At 36.6% G+C, this 19,508-nt stretch carries 16 protein-coding genes, 1 other RNA gene and 2 pseudogenes; 4 read left to right on the top strand and 15 right to left on the bottom strand.

The window, feature by feature from the left end:
• Positions 1 to 29: 29 nt before the first annotated feature.
• Positions 30 to 725 (top strand): DUF3888 domain-containing protein, encoded by a 696-nt coding sequence (locus KHA94_RS09265; RefSeq protein WP_213101844.1) that lies wholly within the window; start codon positions 30 to 32, stop codon positions 723 to 725.
• A gap of 317 nt (positions 726 to 1,042) precedes the next feature.
• On the opposite strand, the gene KHA94_RS09260 is transcribed toward KHA94_RS09265, so the two are convergent.
• The 3 genes and pseudogenes from KHA94_RS09260 to KHA94_RS09250 form a co-directional block, all read right to left on the bottom strand.
• Entirely contained in the window at positions 1,043 to 1,522 is a 480-nt protein-coding gene (locus KHA94_RS09260) for a hypothetical protein (RefSeq protein ID WP_213101843.1), read from the bottom strand.
• Positions 1,523 to 1,668: 146 nt separating this feature from the next.
• A pseudogene (locus tag KHA94_RS09255) lies at positions 1,669 to 1,911 on the bottom strand (insertion element protein); the annotation flags it as partial.
• Positions 1,912 to 2,553: 642 nt separating this feature from the next.
• Positions 2,554 to 3,450: a DMT family transporter gene (locus tag KHA94_RS09250; RefSeq protein ID WP_213101842.1), complete on the bottom strand. Its 897-nt coding sequence runs from the start codon at positions 3,448 to 3,450 to the stop codon at positions 2,554 to 2,556.
• Between the two features lie 1,049 nt (positions 3,451 to 4,499).
• Here KHA94_RS09250 and KHA94_RS09245 point away from each other — a divergent pair.
• Both KHA94_RS09245 and KHA94_RS26485 read left to right on the top strand, forming a co-directional pair.
• Positions 4,500 to 5,060 (top strand): sigma-70 family RNA polymerase sigma factor, encoded by a 561-nt coding sequence (locus tag KHA94_RS09245; protein WP_213101841.1) that lies wholly within the window; start codon positions 4,500 to 4,502, stop codon positions 5,058 to 5,060.
• Positions 5,050 to 6,378: a sigma-E factor regulatory protein RseB domain-containing protein gene (locus tag KHA94_RS26485; protein ID WP_213101840.1), complete on the top strand. Its 1,329-nt coding sequence runs from the start codon at positions 5,050 to 5,052 to the stop codon at positions 6,376 to 6,378. Before KHA94_RS09245 ends, KHA94_RS26485 begins: the two co-directional genes overlap by 11 nt.
• Before the next feature lie 251 nt (positions 6,379 to 6,629).
• On the opposite strand, the gene ssrA is transcribed toward KHA94_RS26485, so the two are convergent.
• The 11 genes and pseudogenes from ssrA to KHA94_RS09185 all read right to left on the bottom strand — a co-directional run bounded on the left by ssrA (position 6,630) and on the right by KHA94_RS09185 (position 16,578).
• Positions 6,630 to 6,988, bottom strand: a transfer-messenger RNA (tmRNA) gene (ssrA, locus tag KHA94_RS09235).
• Between the two features lie 147 nt (positions 6,989 to 7,135).
• Positions 7,136 to 7,603, bottom strand: coding sequence for an SsrA-binding protein SmpB (gene smpB, locus KHA94_RS09230; protein WP_213101839.1), 468 nt, complete (start codon positions 7,601 to 7,603; stop codon positions 7,136 to 7,138).
• Between the two features lie 526 nt (positions 7,604 to 8,129).
• On the bottom strand, positions 8,130 to 10,469 hold the full coding sequence (gene rnr / locus KHA94_RS09225; protein ID WP_213101838.1) for a ribonuclease R: 2,340 nt from the start codon (positions 10,467 to 10,469) through the stop codon (positions 8,130 to 8,132).
• 129 nt (positions 10,470 to 10,598) lie between these two features.
• Positions 10,599 to 11,345 carry an alpha/beta hydrolase gene (locus tag KHA94_RS09220; RefSeq protein WP_213101837.1) on the bottom strand — a complete coding sequence of 249 codons (747 nt, stop codon included), beginning with the start codon at positions 11,343 to 11,345 and terminating at the stop codon, positions 10,599 to 10,601.
• A gap of 306 nt (positions 11,346 to 11,651) precedes the next feature.
• Positions 11,652 to 11,888, bottom strand: a complete 237-nt coding sequence (secG, locus tag KHA94_RS09215; protein ID WP_213101836.1) for a preprotein translocase subunit SecG — start codon at positions 11,886 to 11,888, stop codon at positions 11,652 to 11,654.
• Positions 11,889 to 12,148: 260 nt separating this feature from the next.
• Positions 12,149 to 13,153 carry a 3-oxoacyl-ACP synthase gene (locus tag KHA94_RS09210; RefSeq protein ID WP_213101835.1) on the bottom strand — a complete coding sequence of 335 codons (1,005 nt, stop codon included), beginning with the start codon at positions 13,151 to 13,153 and terminating at the stop codon, positions 12,149 to 12,151.
• Positions 13,150 to 13,566 (bottom strand): MaoC family dehydratase, encoded by a 417-nt coding sequence (locus tag KHA94_RS09205; protein WP_213101834.1) that lies wholly within the window; start codon positions 13,564 to 13,566, stop codon positions 13,150 to 13,152. Before KHA94_RS09205 ends, KHA94_RS09210 begins: the two co-directional genes overlap by 4 nt.
• A gap of 2 nt (positions 13,567 to 13,568) precedes the next feature.
• Positions 13,569 to 15,059, bottom strand: coding sequence for an o-succinylbenzoate--CoA ligase (locus KHA94_RS09200; protein WP_213101833.1), 1,491 nt, complete (start codon positions 15,057 to 15,059; stop codon positions 13,569 to 13,571).
• Positions 15,060 to 15,074: 15 nt separating this feature from the next.
• Complete coding sequence (locus KHA94_RS09195; protein ID WP_213101832.1) at positions 15,075 to 15,680, bottom strand: TetR/AcrR family transcriptional regulator; 606 nt, start codon at positions 15,678 to 15,680, stop codon at positions 15,075 to 15,077.
• A gap of 130 nt (positions 15,681 to 15,810) precedes the next feature.
• Positions 15,811 to 15,986 (bottom strand): annotated as a pseudogene (locus KHA94_RS09190) (transposase); the annotation flags it as partial.
• A gap of 202 nt (positions 15,987 to 16,188) precedes the next feature.
• On the bottom strand, positions 16,189 to 16,578 hold the full coding sequence (locus KHA94_RS09185; RefSeq protein WP_213101831.1) for a hypothetical protein: 390 nt from the start codon (positions 16,576 to 16,578) through the stop codon (positions 16,189 to 16,191).
• A 500-nt stretch (positions 16,579 to 17,078) separates the two neighbouring features.
• Between KHA94_RS09185 and KHA94_RS09180 the strand changes: the two genes are divergently transcribed.
• Positions 17,079 to 18,068, top strand: coding sequence for a nuclease-related domain-containing protein (locus tag KHA94_RS09180; RefSeq protein WP_213101830.1), 990 nt, complete (start codon positions 17,079 to 17,081; stop codon positions 18,066 to 18,068).
• 118 nt (positions 18,069 to 18,186) lie between these two features.
• On the opposite strand, the gene eno is transcribed toward KHA94_RS09180, so the two are convergent.
• Positions 18,187 to 19,482 (bottom strand): phosphopyruvate hydratase, encoded by a 1,296-nt coding sequence (gene eno / locus KHA94_RS09175; RefSeq protein WP_213101829.1) that lies wholly within the window; start codon positions 19,480 to 19,482, stop codon positions 18,187 to 18,189.
• Positions 19,483 to 19,508 lie beyond the last annotated feature (26 nt).

Below are 19,508 nucleotides of genomic sequence, written 5' to 3'. Positions count from 1 at the left end.
CCTACAAATTTATAAGTAGGTGGTTCCTCGTGGTGAAAAATAAACTCTTTCTGATTTTTTGTACTTTGTTTTTTATAAATAACACCAATGTTTTTGCAAAGTCAGTAACACCAAGTCAAGAATTTGTTAATAAGTATTATTTTGATGTTGATTTAAAAGGACTTGAAGTTAAAGATATATATTTCTTTCGTGAATTCCCTTTTTATGACGATAAAGGGCAGGTTACACCTTTAGGAAGGACAGTATTATCTGTATTACAAGGGGATATTGGAACTTGGGTTAGAGAACCAAGGATTTATGTTAAAGAAAACATTGCTTATATACATGCAGTCAAATTAGATGGATTAAATCTGTTATATACATTAAAAAAAGAAAATAACCGCTGGAACGTCATTAAAATTGAAAAGAAGAAACTTCCTACTGTCGGGAGTAATGTGATTCTTGAAAAAGCATTTTTGAGGGCAATCGGAAAAGAAATATTAAATGCAACCAAAACTTATTACCCTCAAGGAAGGCTGTTTTATTCCGAAAGGATTATTGATATTGTCCAAGATGAATCATATGATAAATACAAAATGACTGTTCAAATTGTAACTTTTGAAGGTGCACATGATATTCCATTTGGTTTTGATACAATCACTTTAGAACTTCCTAGCTTTAAAGTGCTTAAATATGAACATGTAGATGTTTCAGACATTCATAAAATACCTTTAGAAACACATTGATATTCACAGACAGAAGTTTTTCAACTAAAGGGTGTGCAAGAGTTGAAAAAACAGTTTTTATTATTGATTAAACAAATTTTAAAAAGGCATTATAAAAATAACGGGTTCGGTTTTGAAGTACAAAAATACAATTAGAAGATAAAATCGCAACAGATTTAACAGGTAATTGACTAGGTAAATCACATAATAATTAGCATAGAAAAACGCTCTGAGCGAATAAATCAGAGCGTTTCTTTATCTTTTCTTTTTCAATTAGCTAGGTTAATTAATATTGTTGTTATTTATTAAAAGATAAAGAGCATCAAATTCGATGCTCTTTAGTACGTTAATTCTAATAATTCTTTAAGTTCTTTAAGCAACTCAGGATGTTTTTCTTTTGAGAGATATACGATTTCCTTTTTATCAGGATGTTGGAATTGAATACTACCATCCTTAAAAAAATTCATTGAATACACTTTATTATCCATTGTTTCTTTGTCTGATAAAGTAAAAATGTAATTTCCTATTAGATTTAACTCTTTAACTTTTTCAGTCAATTCTTTACTTGGAGGTTTAATTACCTCCATTTTATTTATCTTACTAATGAACTCTTTAATTTTTTTATCATCGTTAATAATTTTACTGGTTGAATTAGAAGCTATTCCACCTTCTTCAACCCCTTGAACATTTAAAAAAGTATAGTCATTAACGTATGGTATATTAATTTCAGTAGATTTACTGATTTCTCCTTCGTTTACACAACCACTCAAGAATACAATACTAATTATTGTTGATAATAATATCCTTATAACTTTCATTATTAACCCTCCTCATAGAAATATATTTACCTTATTTACAATTAACACCAAACACCCTTATAACCAATCGAATTTATCTATTACCTATATTTTAACAGAATATTACAAAAACCTCAGTAAAAGTAAACCTAATATTTAAAGGTAGACTATCTTAGGTAAATAATATCTTTTAAATCAAATACCTTCTCCGTAATTCCTAAACGTTGAGCTGGTGTAGCCATCAATTCGCGTTTTCAATCTTTCGTTTTAAAAGGGAAATAAAAGTTGTAGTACGTTCGAAGTATCGTTAAAGCCATCTGAGCATATTTGGGATTAAAAATAGAATAGATATAACTTTTCCCATCGCCACGAGCTGTGGTTAATGGTCTTTCTAAAATGGATAACCTTCTCGACGAGAGTTAGAACATATTAAGAAATATATGTGGGATTGAGGTATGGTAACTGTTGCTTTATTACCTGAATTTTGTGGTGGAGAAGACCAAAGTAAATATTTGTTTGGATTATTCCTAGATGTATTTAATTTAGATATAAAAAAAGCAATATCTTGGTGAATAAATATAAATAAAGCACAATAATTAAACAACTTTATTATTAATTTTTGTCTACAAACACATTTAAATGGTTAGAAATTAAACAACTTTAAAGAGCCTTATTACAATATGATTTGTAGCGAGGCTCTTATATTTTTAGATCAAAATTAAATAACTTTATTATCACTTTACATTAAAAATCCTAAATTAAGATGGTGTTTTTCATTTACAAAAAAGCTTTCATTATTTACAAGAAATAACATTTCACACAAAGATATAGGTAACTAGTAATAACCCTAACGTTGTTTTTTCTAAAAATCCTAAAAAGAGATTTAAAAAGTTTCTTATGGGAAAATAAAGGTCGATATTTATAAATTTCATAATGTTTCCAATTATCACAATTGAAAAATTTTAGATTTCCACCTGAATCCTTAGAATCAATTGGATTGTTGTTATATATATACCTCCTTCAGTCAATTTTTATTTCACGCTTAGACTGATTTATTTATTTATTTGTAAAGTATTTTTAACTAGATTATTTTTCTGTTGAAAATTTCTATTTACAAGATAGATACCACTAATTATAAACAAGCCACCAATTATAATTGAAGGGTATAACTTCTCCCCTAATAATAACCAACCAGATAATACACCGAAGAAAGGTGCCAAAAACAAAAAAGCACTTGTTTTTCCTGGATCCCCCTTTTGTAGAAGGTAATACCAGACAGCAAATTGAACAATGGAAGACATAATACTTAACCATAATAAAATGAACAATGAATTAACAGTCAAAATGAAGTACGGCTTTTCTAGAATAAAGCTAGCAAGTAAAAGTAGTAATCCACCAAAAAACATCTGATAAGCGGATAGAACCCAAGTATCGAAAGACGTTCCCCATGTTTTAACTAATAATGTTGAAATTGCCCAAAAAACAGCTGAAAGAATTCCAAAAAGAATGCCAATATTAAATTCAATTTGTGCTCCCATTGTAATAACTACCCCTACTAACCCTAAAAAAACACCAATCCATTGATAAAGTTTATAGCGTGCTTGTAAAAAGATTGTGCTGAATACAACAACAAGTAAAGGATTAGTAAATGTAAGAATTGAGGATTCACTAGCTGTAATGGTTCCTAAACTCAAGAAAATACACCCCATAACACCAGCTGTTTGGAAAGTACCAATAATAAACATCTTTATCCACTGTCCTTTAGATGTTGGGTGAGGTCTTTTTAACATGATAACGATTGCTGCCATTATGAATCCGGCAAGTGTGAAACGCAATGCTGCTAATAACAACGGGGATGAATAAGATAAACCTATTTTACCTATAGCAAAAGAAGAGCCCATTAAAAATGTTGTTAAGAGTAGTAACAGTGTAAATTTGAAAGTATTCATTTTTCACCTCCTCACATATCGTAATGACTAATCTGTAAACATTATAAATTCTGAATGCTTCAGCCGTTATCGAAATATGGAATGCAAATGTAGATACATTAAATATAACAAGAAGTAAAGACTATTTATGTAGCTCTGAAATAAAGATTAATTAAAAGGATTGCAGAAAGCTTTATTTAGCAGCAAAAAAAAGAAACTATTTTGAAAAAAGATTGATCAGAATAGTTTCTTCTATCTAGAAATGCTAGCTTAGTTATTATAAAAAAGAGTGATTGTTTTCAGATTAATATTATTCAACGCAAGCTACCTGTTGTATAAGACCAACATTAAGAGCCCCGTGAAGACGGGCATAAAGTTCTGACTCCACTCCACCTTGGGTTGTCAGGGATGCAATCGTCAACAGTTGCCGCTGTTAACTACATTATCGAGTTTGCATTTAGCGATATTTATTCCAGAGAAGGACTGATGAGATGAGTAGTGACCTTATTAAAATCCGAGCAGTTCTCTCTATTTAGCAGTGAAACTCGTGTGCGTTAATCCATTAAGGATTAACGCCTTTTTCGTTGACCTTACTGTGCAAAACCTTCATATAATTAGGGGATTGCATATAAGCCTGAATTTTAAAAACCTCTTCCTCGTATTTTTTTCTAACGCATCATAATCAAACAGAAATTTCATAGTTACCCCCACCATATCTCAATTCTTAATACATTAATTTTAGCACTAGTCAGAAAATGAACAAATTGAAAGACAAGTTTGTGAAGATCTGTACTTATAGTAAAGGGGGCTTTCCTTTAAGAAGGAGAAGTCCCCTATTTTGTTGAAGTTATTGTACTAACGGAGCAGTTTAGTTGAATAAGAAAATTATTCCAAACACAGTCTCAAGAAGGTAATATTGAATTGAACCAAATTAAACTGCTGCCATTTTTGGTGGCTTTTTTAAGTGATAACAAATTGATTATCTTAAGATTTTTTAATGAAAAATCAAAAATAGAACCTTTATAAAAATCGGATCGTCTAATTATAAAAATAAGGATTGGAGGAGAAAAATGATCGACCTAGTAGATGACTCAAATTCAGAACTCATAAATAAATTAAACCGAGAAGAAAAGCTCAAATGGTTAATGGAGGCTTATGGCAATGATGTTATTAGAATAGCTTATACTTATTTGAAACAAAAACAACTGGCTGAGGATGTGGCACAAGATGTATTTATCAAGTGCTATGAAAAAATGGATACCTTTCGAAATGAATCATCTTATAAAACATGGATAATACGAATTACTGTGAACAGATGTAAAGATGTTTTGAAAAGCTGGTCCTTTAAGAATTTGTACTCTACTGACTTTTTTAGACCTAAACAAGCAAATATTTCTCTTGAAAATCAATTTTTGGGTGGGGAGGAAAATGAATTAATATCAAAACAGGTAATAGAGCTGCCAGTGAAATTAAGAGAGGTCATTATTTTATTTTATTATCAGGGTTTTTTAATTGAGGAAATATCGGACATGTTAAAGATTAATCCCAATACTGTTAAAACTAGATTGCATCGTGGTCGCCAGAAATTAAAAGAAAGTTATGAAGGAGTGTGGGCACTTAGTGGAAAATAAATTGGAAAATTTAAAAGAAAAAATGGATGACACCATTCTAAGAGATGTTTATTTTGATGATAAGCAGTATCAACAAGTTTTGAACTCGATTAAAAAATCTAAATTTCAAAAACAAGTGTCTACACTGAAAAATAAGTTTAATTTTATGCTTAGTATTTCAGTCGTTTCTATCATGTTTTTAGGTATCACATATTTTGTTGGAACGCAGCTAAATTTATTTAATGGACCAGAAGCTCAACAAGCTAATGAGCAAAAGGAAAATAAGCAAGAATCATTAAATAAACCTTTAAATCAGAAAACGGTATATATACCACCTAAGCAAGATGAAAATTATGATGAAATGACTAAAGAAGAGATCTTAACTAAAATGATCAACACGGTAGATTATTTTGAAACAGCTAGAGGCGAATATAAAATCCATTATAGCTTTAATCCAGGTTATGAAATAGTTGAATATGCTATTAGCTTAAAACATGAGCCAGGAGGATATGGCAAAAGAACACTTGATACTGGTGAAATTTCTTCTCAAGAATTTTATAAAGATGGAATTCTATGGTCGCTAAATGAATCCTCAAAAACCTATATGGAATCACGAGTAATGGAAGGCAGCCAACAAAGAGGAACTACACTAAGATTAGATCAAGCATTTTCAACGGCTTTTGATGGAAATCCCCTAACCAATTATAGAGAAAGACCCCCATTTGGGACTGCAAATGAAACCTTGTTTCCTTATGAGATTGCCTCAAACTATACACGAGATTTAAGTAAATGGGAAATAGAAAAACAAAATGAGGAATTACTTGGTCATAACACGCTTGTGATAAAAGGGACTAAAAACCATAGAGATTTCCAATCATTCCGCTTTTGGGTGGATAAGGATACAGGGATTTTAGTTAAGTATGAGACTTATAACGCTAATGGCGATATTGTAGATTACTTACACCCCACAAAACTGGAGGTTAATGTGCCAATTGACAGTAAAAAATTTACACCGAATTTAGAAAGGTATAAAAATAATAATATGTTACACCAAGAAGGACCTATGATAAGAACTGGTAATATTGATGAGTTAATTCCTGAAGAGTTAAAGGGACAATGGGAGGAAGCAAGGAAGAAAACAAATGAAACAACGGTGCTCGAATTAAATGGTAATTGGTATATATATGTAAAAAAAGGATACCTTGTAAACTATATAGAAGTTAACGGCAAGGAAGGGACACTGTATCTAGCGAAAACCTCTGCACAAAAATCACAGCATAATTTCCATGCCCTTGCTGAGGGGTATAAAGTTGACTCTCTGAAAATTGTTTATGAATAAATTTTAAAAACATAGCCATATGATTTTTACTAAATGCCTAATTAAAGCATCGCATTTTTTAGGAACAAAGCAGATTGTGAAATATTGTACTTAAGCTAACGGGTAGCTTTAGTTCAATAAGAAATAATTAAACTTTATAATAAATAATCAAGCATAAAATTTCCTAAAAAAAAAATAAAGCATAAAGTTTCCAAACGGAAATTTTATGCTTTACGTCACACATAAAAATAAAAAACCACCAAATATGTATTTGGTGGAGACGGAGGGAGTCGAACCCTCGTCCAGAAATATCGGCACTTAAGCTTCTACGAGTGTAGTCGACATATTCGCGCTTCGCTGATCCTTTTGCCTATCGACAGGCGTCCGGTCAGCTAGTCTGGTTGTTCTCTTCCTTCATCCTCAGACGGTGGAATCCGGCGTAGCCCACTTAGAGTGAGTCCCTTACCCTACCACATGGGCAATGGAGGGAGGAACCGCTAAGCGCTATTAAGCAGCTAAAGCGAAGTTGTTTTGTTGTTTGCCAGTTATAGGCTTTGACGTTTTAACGAGGCCGATCCCCTCGACTCGCGACCTAAGCTCGAACTATCCCTGTCGAATCCGTAGCGTCCCCATTGTAATAGGTCTGCGTCGAATCTTATTCAGCACGCTGACAACTAGCGGAATGCTCAAGTATAGCTGAGCTAAGTTTATGTCACTACCTCGTGACAGATATTATTATAACATATTGAACAACAATTTCAATTGTAAGTTTTTGTAATTACATTTTTTGTCTTTCTCGGAAGGCTCGCTCTACCTCACGCTTTGCTTCCTTCTTCTTTAAATCCTCACGCTTATCGTATTTCTTCTTTCCTCTTGCAAGGCCGATTAGGACTTTCGCATAGCCATTTTTCAAATAAAGCTTTAATGGTACGATCGAATAGCCAATTTCCTTTGTTTCACCGATCAGCTTGCTAATTTCTTTATTATGGAGAAGCAGCTTTCTCGTTCGCAACGGATCATGGTTATATCGATTTCCCTGCTCATAAGGGCTGACATGCATTCCGATTAAAAAAACTTCACCTTTTTCAATTCTTGCATAAGAATCCTTTAGGTTTACTTTTCCTGCTCGAATCGATTTAATTTCTGTTCCTTGAAGAACAATCCCTGCTTCATACGTTTCTTCTATTGAATAATCATGATAAGCCTTTTTATTTTGGGCAACCATTTTTCCCATACCCTTTGGCATTGTAACTCCCCCTTGCCTCATTACTGCGATTCGAAAAACTCGGCGAATGCCGTAGTTTTATTTGCTTATAATTGTAGATATTAGATTTAAGACGTACATCACATTAATACATTAACTTTTCTATTAGCGAAAAAACCTTTTGGGGGCCAAATCGCAAAAAGAGTTATTAGTAACCTCATATTAAGAAGCTTGGCTTTATTTTAGCAAAATGCCGTCATACTCTCAATCTTAAGGCAGTGCCAAGAAAAATGATCTCTGCTATTTCACAGAAAACTAATTTTATAATGAAGAGTTCTAAATCCTCGTTAATTAGACCACTTCTCATTAGTTTTTCATGAAATATGGTCTGATTCCTAGTTAATCTGACCATTTCTCTCATGGTTTTCTGGAAATGTGGTCTGTTTCCTCACTAATCTGACCTCTCAACACTTAGTTTTCCTCGAAAAATGGTCTTATTCCACATTTCAGTAGAACACATCAGATTGAAAAGAGAGCCTTTGACCACAAAGGCTCCCGAAAATTTTAGCTACCGCTTTTTATTTTTTCTCTTTGCTTTTGGTGCATTTTCATAATACTTCTTTTTCTTTCTCGGGCTTTTTCCTGAACTGTTGCCATTCTTTTTATTCCCTTGACCTTGTTCAGTCTTTCCTTTTCGAGGCTTGCGCTCACTGCTGCCTGTGCGAATAATCTTCGGCAGTTCTCTGGATTCTCTTCTGCGAGGTGTTCCTTTCATGCCGACAATTTCAAAATCAATCGAGCGCTCTTCTTTATTTACCTTTACGACCCTTACCGTAATTTCGTCACCGATTCGGAAGACATTGCCTGTACGCTCCCCAATCATCGCTAAATGACGTTCATCATAACGGTAGTAATCATCCGTCATATAGCTAACATGGATTAAGCCTTCAATCGTATTCGGCAGCTCGACAAACATCCCAAAGTTCGTAACAGAGCTAATAATTCCATCATATTCTTGCCCAATTTTGTCTTCCATATATTCCGCTTTTTTCAGCTCATCTGTTTCCCGCTCAGCATCAACCGCTCTTCTCTCCATATTGGAGGAATGGTCAGCAATATCAGGGAGAAGGGCATTCCATTTTTCGCGTGTTGCCGGATCAAGCTTCCCATCGATTAAGTAAGTCCGGATTAATCGATGGACAATTAAGTCTGGATAGCGACGAATCGGCGAAGTAAAATGCGTATAGAATTCCGTTGAAAGTCCGAAGTGACCAAGGCTTTCTGGATAATATTTCGCCTGCTGCATCGAACGCAGCATCACGGTTGAAACTACCATTTCTTCAGGCTTTCCTTGGACCTCTTCAATAATTTCTTGTAATGCGCGAGGATGCACGGAATTAGCTGTTCCTCTAACGATATAACCGAAGTTAATAATAAATTCGAAAAACCTTCTCAGCTTATCTTCCTTCGGATCTTCATGGATTCGATAGATGAAGGGAACATCCAGCCAATGAAAATGCTCTGCAACCGTTTCATTAGCTGCAAGCATAAATTCTTCAATGAGTCTTTCAGCTGTAGAGCGCTCACGAATCACGATATCACTTGGTTTTCCTTCTTCATCCACGATGACTTTTGCTTCTTTAAAATCAAAATCAATCGCGCCGCGTTTCATTCGTTTTTCTCGTAAAATCAGAGCAAGTTCTCCCATTAGTTGAAACATCGGTATAAGCGGCTCATACCGTACTAGCAGCTCCTCATCCTGATCCTCTAAAATTTTATTCACATCTGAATACGTCATCCGCTCAGTTGTCTTAATAACACTTTGGAAGATTTCATGAGAAACGACCTCTCCAGTAGAGGTAATCTCCATTTCACAGGATAATGTCAGCCTGTCTACTTTCGGATTTAATGAACAAATGCCATTTGACAGGCGGTGAGGGATCATTGGAATCACCCTGTCAACCAAATACACACTCGTTCCCCTATCAGAAGCTTCCCGATCAATCGGTGAATCTTCAGTAACATAATGTGTTACATCAGCAATATGTACACCAAGCTTATAATTACCGTTTTCTAATTTTGTAACGGTAACGGCATCATCTAAATCCTTCGCATCTGCGCCATCAATCGTGACAATCGTTTCATTTCGTAAATCACGGCGGTTATCCAAATCCTTTTCTTCAATCGTTTCAGGTGTGTTATTTGCGTGATCAAGCACTTCATCTGGAAAAGCCATTGGCAGACTATGCTTATGTATAATAGAAAGGATATCCACACCAGGATCATTTTTATGACCAAGGATTTGAATAACTTCCCCTTCTGCACTTTTTCTTCCTTCTGGATAAGTCGTCAGCTTCACAACTACCTTATGCCCTTCAACAGCACCTAGGGATGCATTTTTCGGAATAAAAATGTCGCTTGCGAATTTTTTATCATCTGGCAAGACAAAGCCAAAATGCTTGCTCTCCGTATATGTTCCAACAATCTGCTGGATGCCGCGCTCGAGTATACGGACAATCGTGCCCTCTCTTCTTTGACCTGAGGTTTCTGAGCTGACGCGAGCGAGAACGATATCTCCGTGCATCGCGTTATTTGTTTCATTCGGTGGAATAAAAATATCATCCATGCCTGGCTCTTCCGGTATAACAAAAGCAAATCCCTTTGCATGCCCTGATAGCTTTCCGCGGATTAAATTCATTTTTTCCGGCAACCCATAACGATTGCTTCTTGTCCGCACGACAAGACCTTTTTCCTCCATCAAAACCAATGCTTTAACAAAATCTTTAAAGTCGGATGAATCCACAATTCCGAATGCTTCCTCCATTTCCTGTACAGTCAGGGGCTTGTATGCCTCATCCTTCATATGATTGAGGAGCTTATCCATAATTTGTTGAATATTATTTTCCATTAACGATCTCCCTCCCTTTCGAAGGTTTATTCTGTAAAATCTCAGTATGTGGGGAGTTCCTTCATCCCCCACTTATTGTTAATTGAACTAATCACGCTCAGAGCGCCACGTAATCTGCGAAAAATTCTATTACACTTCCCAATCAAGCTTCTCTAAAAATTGATAAACATCTTCGTAAACCTGGTCCCTCTCTTTATCAAGCGTAATGACATGGCCAGATTCTTCGTACCATTTTAAATCCTTCAAATCAGATTCTACTTCGTTATAAATAATATTGGCACTATCCGTATTAATCATATGATCGTGACGAGCCTGAACGACAAAGGTCGGGGAATAAATCATATCTACAGATTTTCGCACATCTGCAATCAGACCTTGAAGAGCCTTTAATGTATTCATTGGCGTCTTGCGGAATTCTATCATTTCTTTTTCGATTTCCTCTTCGCTTTTCCCTTCAAGCTTCTTATAATCACTTGCATATTGCAAAATTCCCTCATACATTACTTCTTCGCTTTTAATATACATAGGGGCACACATTGAAATAATCCCCTTTATAGGTACAGTGTATCCTAATTTCAAGGAAAATACGCCGCCTAAGGAAAGACCCGCAACTGCAATTTCTTCATGTCCTTTATTTTTCAAAAATTCGTATCCAACCATTACATTCTTCCACCAGTCCTCAGGTCCCGTGTGAACTAGCTCCTCGGGTGGTACACCATGCCCTTTATATAAAGGCGCGTGGCATGTATAGCCTTTTCCTTCGAGAAATCGTCCCAGCATTCTCACATCAGCTGTATTTCCTGTAAATCCATGTAGCAGTAATACAGCTCTTTTTCCATCTCCAAAAGTAAACGGCTTTGGTGCAACAATTTTCATCTATGTAGAACTCCCTTTATGTAAAAATTTATCTTAATCAATCGTTTGATTAATAGTATATATCTATATTTTTAGCAAACCGTTCGTGAACAATCCAATGAAAAGCATAAAAACGAAAAGCGGAAGCGCCTTGCACACCCCCGACAAGCACAAGACGAGCCTCACGGAAAGGTGTTCTTTACCTTTCTGGGAGGATTGGCTTGTGACCTCGAGGGGGTAGGCGCTGTAGCTAGACATTTCTCTAACTCGAAAAGTTATATTTTCTTTTCTCATTAAAAAAACCTGACCCTCTAAAGGCCAGGCATTTTACAAAGCAAAATAAGAAACTCCGATCGTTAAAAGAAAGAAAAGTACTGAAAGAACGATCGTAATACGGTGAAGAATTAAATCAAGACCGCGCGCTTTCTGCTTTCCAAAAAGCTGCTCAGCTCCCCCAGAAATGGCACCAGATAGACCAGCACTTTTACCAGATTGGAGAAGTACTACAAGAATCAATCCAACAGATACGATAGCTAATAATACGATTAATACTGTATGAAGCATGAAGTCCACCTCCTGAAAACGAACAACAACAATATTTTTAATTTATCATATTTTCATGAGATGTACAATAGATTGGTAAGCGATAAAGTGAAACTTCCATCAGTGGGGGTTTTTTTCATCCCCCACTGGTGGTTAGTTGAACCAATCGGGCTTTTACGGGCAGTTGCCCCCACCTATCTTCCTCCCTTCTCTCTCAATCTTGAGGTAGGGGTCTTACTGCCCGTTAATGCGGGATTAACAGGAATGAACCATTTTTTTAATTAACCTTTCCATTCAATAACGGTAGCGGCCCATGTATAGCCAGTTCCCGCGCTGACAGCTACGGCAATATCACCAGGCTTTAGCCTTCCTTGTTCGGAAGCAATATGCAGGCCGATGCAAGGATCAAGTGCAGACATATGCCCATAGTGATCTAGATATATCGCTTTTTCTTCGGGTAAATTCAAGGATTGTAATAAATCTAAAAACATCGAGCGTTTTGTATGCAGTGGAAGCAGAAGTTTAATATCTTGAGGAGTTAGACCGCTTTTTTGTAGTGACTTTCGTATGACTTGCTCGAAGTTAGGGATAGATACGGGATCCAGGCGTTCTTTCATGCTTAAAGGATCTGGCACATCAATATAATGCTGCCGCTTTTCAACTGTTTCATAACTGGCAAAAAGCCTAGATCCTCCTGCAGGAACTCTGACATCCTCGTAAAACGATCCATCGGTTATGATAGCACTTTCTAAAATATCACTCATTGTGGCTCCACGCTTCACTAAGGCGGCAGTTCCTCCATCCGCGAAGTTAAACATAAATCGGGAGCGCGGATTATCGTAATCGATTATTTGCGATTCTTTACACCCGCCAACAAGTAATATATTTTCAATCGTCTCATCCGATTTAAGCATGTCTTTAGCAACTTTTAATGCGATTGGAAAGCATGAACTTACATTCATAATTTCAAAAGCGTAGGCGTTCTTTGTACCAAGCTCATGCTGTATTTTCGGAGCACATGACCATACTTGATAGTCTTTATACGGACTACCGAAATAGATTACAACATCAATGGATAATGGATCTACCTTAGATAAAATTGGCCTAGTTGCAGCAATCGCTAAGTCTGAGGCATGCATGGTATCATCTGCTACATGCTTTTGAAATAAACCAAACTTCTCAATAATGATATTTTCAGGAATGCCTGTTTTTTCTGCTAAGACCGCTGCTGTTTCGATCCCTTTTGGAAAATAAACATTCGTTGCTTCAATCCCAATATTCGTCATATCATTCCACCCTCCTTAGGAACCTTCATTGTAGCCGCCCCAGTCAAGACAAGCTCATCCTTTTGATTATGACATTCCGTCAGTAGCTTGAGGATCCTCTTTTCTTCCAAGTATTCTTGAACGATAGCCGATGCAGTAATCGTATCTCCGATAAAAACTGGCGCTGTAAAACGAATGGTTTGTTCCATGTACACAGAGCCCTTTCCAGGTAAATGCACACCTAAAAGCTGTGATAATAAGCTTGATGTTAATAATCCATGGGCAATACGCTGATTAAATCTTGTTTTTTTTGCATATTCATGATCAATATGAATAGGGTTAAAATCACCGCTTAAGCCTGCAAATAAAACAAAATCAGTTTCTGTGATCGTTTTGCTGCATGATGCATGCTGACCAATTGTATATGATGTCATTCTTACACCTCATTTCTAGTTCGTACTAGGCGATTTTTTTGAATTTTTCCCGTTGCATTTTTAGGCAATTCCTCTAAAAATTCTACTTCCTTTGGGATTTTATACTTTGCTAAAAATTGTCTGCAATGCTCCAATATATCATTTTGAGACAACTTGCTTTCTTTATTTCTTACTACGAAAGCGACAGGCACTTCCCCCCATTTAGGATCTAGAACACCAATCACCGCAACTTCCACAACCTCTGAAAGCCGACTAATCACCTGCTCGACCTCAAGGGGATATATATTTTCTCCACCAGAAATGATCATTTCCTTCTTTCTGCCAACGATATATACAAAACCTTCCTCATCCGTTCTGGCTAAATCTCCTGAATAAAGCCAGCCATCTTTAATAGCTTCATTCGTAGCGATTGTTTGATTCCAATACTCTTTCATAACATTTGGCCCACGTACGATTAATTCACCAACCTCACCATTCCCCACTTCACACCTTTGTGGATCTACCAGCTTGTAATCACAATACATAGCTGGTTTACCAATCGAGCCCTTTTTCCTTTTGGCATCTTCCTCTGAGAGCATGAAGACTGTAGGAGATGTTTCGGTCATGCCGAATCCTTGCCCAAATAAAAAGCCTTTATCTGTAAAAGCTTGAATAAGTTCATGTGGGCACGGGGCACCGCCATTATAAAACCATCGTACAGTTTGAAGATTTGTCGTATTGAAAGACGGGCAAGCTAATAAGGCACTATGTATGGCAGGTACCCCCATGACGATGGTTGCCCGATGCTCTTCTATCATAGAAAGTACTTTAATAGGTTCAAACTTACCCGGAATAATAATGGTTCCTCCTGCAAATAAAGAAGGGAAAGCGAAAAGCCCAATGCCTCCAATATGAAAGAGAGGAAGTAATACGATCGACCGATCTTTTGAAGTTAAGTCGATTGACAGCATATTGTTAATCGCATTCCAAAACATATTATTTTGCGTTAGAACAGCGCCTTTTGGCTTTCCAGTCGTCCCGGATGTGTAGCAAATAATAAAGGGAGCGCTTTCATTTATGCTAGAAAAAGAATAGTTTAAGGGACATTCAAAATGGGATATGGACTCAATTGGAACAATATCCTCTATCTTTGTTTGCTCCTGTAATGATTTTGCCATTTGCAGAAATGGTTCTTCGGCAAATAAAACCTTTGTTTCACTATCGTTTAATTGAAAGATTAGCTCGTTTGCAGTTAATCGAATGTTAAGTGGGACAGCAATACACTCTATTTTTGCAATCGCAAAGAGCAAGACTATATACTCTAAGCTATTTTGCGACAATATCGCAATACGATCTCCCTTTGTCATTCCAAGGCTTTGTTCTAGAAAAGAAGCAACAGCCCTTACCCGCAGCTCCATTTCTTTGTAGGAAATTTGCTCATTCTCTGAGATAACGGCAATGCGCTCCGGATTTATTTGCGCTCTTTTTTCTATCCAATAAGCAATGCCCTGCATGTATTCTCATCCTCTCTATTGTTTTTTCAGCCCTTCAAAAATTAATGTCATTGCAGCATCAAAGGCCTCTTCAGGCACATCTTGCTTTTCCCAATAAACCCAGCGCATTCCTAAAAACTGGCCAATGGACATGAGGCAGTAGGCAACCGTCTCTTGGTCAAGCTCTTTAAATTCGCCTGCAGCCATACCTGATGACAAGCTTCTTAAAAATCCATTCGCAAGCTTTGCGTAATACCATCGATATAATTCTTGATCAACGACAACTGCTTGCTGAACAATGCTGTACAAATTCCGATGATTTCTTACCCAGTTAAAAAATGCTTGATACCCTTTTCGCTGTGCATCCTCATAAGTAGCAGCCTGACCCATTTCCTCCTTGATCGCCGAACGTAATTCACGGCTATACAAGCGAATGAGCTCGTCAAAAATATCCTTTTTGGAAGGAAAATAATTATAAAATGTCCCTTGAGCCACCTTCGCTTCTTGAGCAATATTCACGATGGAAGCCTCATAATATCCCTTCTGCCCAAAAACCTCTTCTGCCGCCCATAATAACTTCTCTCTTGTTTCCTGGCCTTTTTGCGTTAAATTTTTTTCCTCTGTTAGGATTTTTTCTGACACATGAATCACCTCTCAGTTTTTATTATATTGATTTATTTGAAAATTTCAATATTTTTTAACAAATAAAAAAGCCTTCTGAATGGAAGGCTTTCCAGATTGACGACAAAAGGCATTTGGGAATGCTCTTATTCACCGGATCAACACTCGGACGACCTAGGATCGAATAGAGATTTTCAACTAATGGATAAATGAAGGAGAAATCAATAGCTGCTTCATTTTACGAACTAAATGATCTTCTGGTACTAGTTGGTCTATTGCGATCACTTCTAATTGGTCTCTTTCAGTATTATTGCTTCTCGTCATCATAATCCATCACCTCAAAATTTAAATAATTATTGTAAATGAAAAAAGACTGTAGGATCTTCTAGGAGGAAGATCCTTTTTTTATTACAGGATACTGCTAACATTTTTGAATTTGGCCTTGTTAATGGAAAGGTTCTTTATACATTCCGTTGAATATTATCAAATACTCTTATTTAATCTAGTCCAAATCCGAAATGTGTTATTTTTAAAGAAATGGCCTTCTAATTTTCGTACAGCGACGTGCTCCATTGGCAATTTGTTGACAAGCCTCTTCTAACGAAATTCGTACAAGAACTGCTTCATCTGTGCTGTTTTCCACATCGAATATAGAAAATGCTTTACAGTTATCTTGAAAGATGCACTTAAACTCAACTTCAAATCCCGGAGGCGCCACTGGAGGTTCATCCTGTATTGTACAAAGTTGCAGGCCGCCTTCTATTAGCTTATCTGCCTGATCTGCTGTAATCCGAATAATGACAATAGGATCAATTTCAACCCCAGGAACCTTTGCTTCAATTTCAGCTAACAAGAAGAAACGGCCATCGTTATCAATAATACAGTTAGAACCAATCGTAACAACATCATTTGTGGTCATCTATTCACCCCCTTTCCTAATGAATACGTTATTCTGGTCATGTCCTTATTGCTTGGACTATCAGGAGAGGATGTTTTAGACAATCGCCAATAAAGCTTGCAAGGCTTTAGCTTCAAATCATCAAAACTTTTTTCATTTAGAATGAATCAATATATAACCAATATAAGTTGAATTTTGAAGTATTAGAGGGCGGGTGTAACCACATTTTGGAATTAAGTGGTTTTATAGAACAATTACAGTGGTAACGCGAAATCAAAATAACTCCCGTCTCTTTTCTTTTGAAAAGGGGCGGGAGTTTCCTTTAGCGTGCCAAAAATTAAAGTAATAAATAGAGATTCTTAATGGCTCTCCACAATCCACTTTGCAATGGCAAGGCAGCTGAAAAGCCTTCTGAATGGAAGGCTTTCCTCAACTTGGGCAAATCGATTTTTTAACTAAATAGAGGATTATTCCGAATTATATCGAATCTATCTTTGAACAAAAATAAAGGAGTGAAAACTTTGATTGCAAAGGAAAGATCCATCCCTCTCAGAATTTTAGCGAATGAATCATTATTAAGGCGTCTCCCTCAAAATTTTGACAAACTACAACTGATTGAGAAAGATCTTAGTAAAAGAAGAAAAGGCTATATCGGAGAAGAAGCAACTGATTACTACGTCAACAAACTCCCCAATAAGGAATACACCATTTTCAGAAACCTCCGCTTACAAAACGGGCAAGAATACTTCCAGCTAGATACATTAATGATTTCCTCCACATTTGCTCTCATCCTTGAATCCAAAAATATTGGTGGTACACTCTACTTTGATTCCAAATTCAAACAGCTAATCCGCTTTATTAATGACAATGAAGAAGGATTCCTAGATCCAATTACGCAAGCAGAACGACAAAAAAGAGAGTTACGAAAATGGTTCATGAATAAAAATATATCTATTCCTATTGAATATTTGGTAATTATCAGCAACCCTTCGACCGTTATAAAAACAGATTCGCAAAATTATCTAGCTTTTAAAACCGTAATACATGCTCACGAGTTATTAGATCGAATTGGGAAAATAAAAAAGCCATTTACCGAAGAGATATTAACGCAAAAGGAAATAGCAAAGCTAGCCAAAGTACTAGTAAAAAACCATACGCCTGAACAGATAAAAGTTTTAGATCTATTTAAAATCCCTAGAGCATCCTTAATAACAGGAGTACAGTGCCCCAAATGTAATGCTACCCCAATGAAACGTATATACGGAACTTGGTTTTGTACCAGCTGTAAGCAAAAAGATAAAACGGCTCACCATCAAGCTTTACTAGATTACTCCCTTTTGATCAATTCCTCGATTACAAATCAGCAATTTCGTGAGTTCCTTTGCCTTTCTTCTGCAGATATTGCAAAAAAGTTACTATTTTCAATGAATTTACCCTATTCTGGTTCAAATAAAGGTCGCATTTATCATTTAGACTCCCTCTTAAATGGGGATATCGGTCACTTTCGCTAATATATCGGCTACTTTTCCAATATATCGGTCAGTTTCAACAATATATCGGTCACTTTTCAAATATATCGGCCACTTCCATTAAAAAGGGCGACTGCTACGAAGGCAGTCACCCAATATATTACTTACTCAAATTATAAAAACTCTTCAACCCATCATATACCGCTAATTCACCAAGCTCGTCTTCGATACGAAGAAGCTGGTTGTATTTCGCGATACGGTCTGTACGGGACATGGATCCTGTTTTGATTTGGCCAGCGTTTGTGGCAACAGCGATATCAGCGATCGTAGCATCTTCTGTTTCGCCGGAACGGTGAGAAACAACTGCAGTGTAGCCTGCACGCTTCGCCATTTCGATTGCTTCAAATGTTTCCGTTAATGTACCGATTTGGTTTACTTTAATAAGGATGGAGTTGCCTACTCCTTGCTCGATGCCTTGAGCAAGCTTTTTCGTATTTGTTACAAATAGGTCATCACCAACAAGCTGTACTTTGCCGCCAATGCGTTCAGTTAATAGCTTATGGCCTTCCCAATCATTTTCGTCTAAGCCGTCTTCGATTGAGATGATCGGGAATTCGTTTACAAGCTCTTCATAGAAGTTCACCATATCTTCTGAAGTTAAGCCAGTGCGTCCTTCACCAGCAAGATCATATTTGCCAGTTTCTTTATTATAGAATTCAGAAGAAGCAACGTCCATCGCAAGATAGATATCATTTCCTGGCTCATAGCCTGCATTTTTAATAGCTTCAATAATAACTTCTAATGCTTCACGGTTAGATCCAAGGTTAGGAGCAAATCCACCTTCATCCCCAACAGCTGTATTTAAACCTTTACCTGATAAAACCTTTTTCAAAGAATGGAAGACTTCTGCACCCATGCGGATTGCTTCTTTAAAAGTAGGAGCTCCAACAGGCATAATCATGAATTCTTGGAAGTCCACATTGTTATCAGCATGTGATCCGCCGTTAATGATGTTCATCATCGGCGTTGGAAGCTGCTTCGCATTAAAACCGCCAAGATAACGGTATAATGGAAGACCAACAGACTCTGCAGCCGCATGTGCAGCAGCCATAGATACACCAAGAATCGCGTTAGCACCAAGCTTACCTTTGTTTTCAGTGCCGTCTAATTCGATCATGGCACGGTCAATCCCAACTTGGTCTGTTACATCCATGCCGATAATTGCTTCTGCAATAATATCATTGACATTATCAACTGCTTTTTGAACCCCTTTACCAAGGTAGCGAGATTTGTCTCCATCACGAAGCTCAACTGCTTCGTACTCTCCAGTTGAAGCTCCAGATGGAACCATCGCACGGCCAAAGAAACCAGATTCAGTTAAAATTTCTACCTCAACTGTTGGATTACCACGGGAATCTAGTACTTCACGAGCATAAACATGTTGGATAAATGGCATATCAATTCTCTCCTTTAAAATTGGTT

Origin of the sequence: Cytobacillus citreus, assembly GCF_018343665.1 — a bacterium.
GTDB lineage: Bacteria > Bacillota > Bacilli > Bacillales > Cytobacillaceae > Cytobacillus > Cytobacillus citreus.
Note: the sequence above shows the minus strand (reverse complement) of the source record. Positions and strands in the feature narration are given on the sequence as shown.

Excerpts from the sequence above, each read along its gene's own strand:
- KHA94_RS09200 (WP_213101833.1), bottom strand. The coding sequence starts at position 15,059 with ATGCAGGGCATTGCTTATTGGATAGAAAAAAGAGCGCAAATAAATCCG.
- KHA94_RS09260 (WP_213101843.1), bottom strand. The coding sequence starts at position 1,522 with ATGAAAGTTATAAGGATATTATTATCAACAATAATTAGTATTGTATTC.
- KHA94_RS09250 (WP_213101842.1), bottom strand. The coding sequence starts at position 3,450 with ATGAATACTTTCAAATTTACACTGTTACTACTCTTAACAACATTTTTA.
- KHA94_RS09210 (WP_213101835.1), bottom strand. The coding sequence starts at position 13,153 with ATGACGAATATTGGGATTGAAGCAACGAATGTTTATTTTCCAAAAGGG.
- KHA94_RS09185 (WP_213101831.1), bottom strand. The coding sequence starts at position 16,578 with ATGACCACAAATGATGTTGTTACGATTGGTTCTAACTGTATTATTGAT.
- secG (WP_213101836.1), bottom strand. The coding sequence starts at position 11,888 with ATGCTTCATACAGTATTAATCGTATTATTAGCTATCGTATCTGTTGGA.
- eno (WP_213101829.1), bottom strand. The coding sequence starts at position 19,482 with ATGCCATTTATCCAACATGTTTATGCTCGTGAAGTACTAGATTCCCGT.
- KHA94_RS09245 (WP_213101841.1), top strand. The coding sequence starts at position 4,500 with ATGATCGACCTAGTAGATGACTCAAATTCAGAACTCATAAATAAATTA.
- rnr (WP_213101838.1), bottom strand. The coding sequence starts at position 10,469 with ATGGAAAATAATATTCAACAAATTATGGATAAGCTCCTCAATCATATG.
- smpB (WP_213101839.1), bottom strand. The coding sequence starts at position 7,603 with ATGCCAAAGGGTATGGGAAAAATGGTTGCCCAAAATAAAAAGGCTTAT.
- KHA94_RS09205 (WP_213101834.1), bottom strand. The coding sequence starts at position 13,566 with ATGACATCATATACAATTGGTCAGCATGCATCATGCAGCAAAACGATC.
- KHA94_RS09220 (WP_213101837.1), bottom strand. The coding sequence starts at position 11,345 with ATGAAAATTGTTGCACCAAAGCCGTTTACTTTTGGAGATGGAAAAAGA.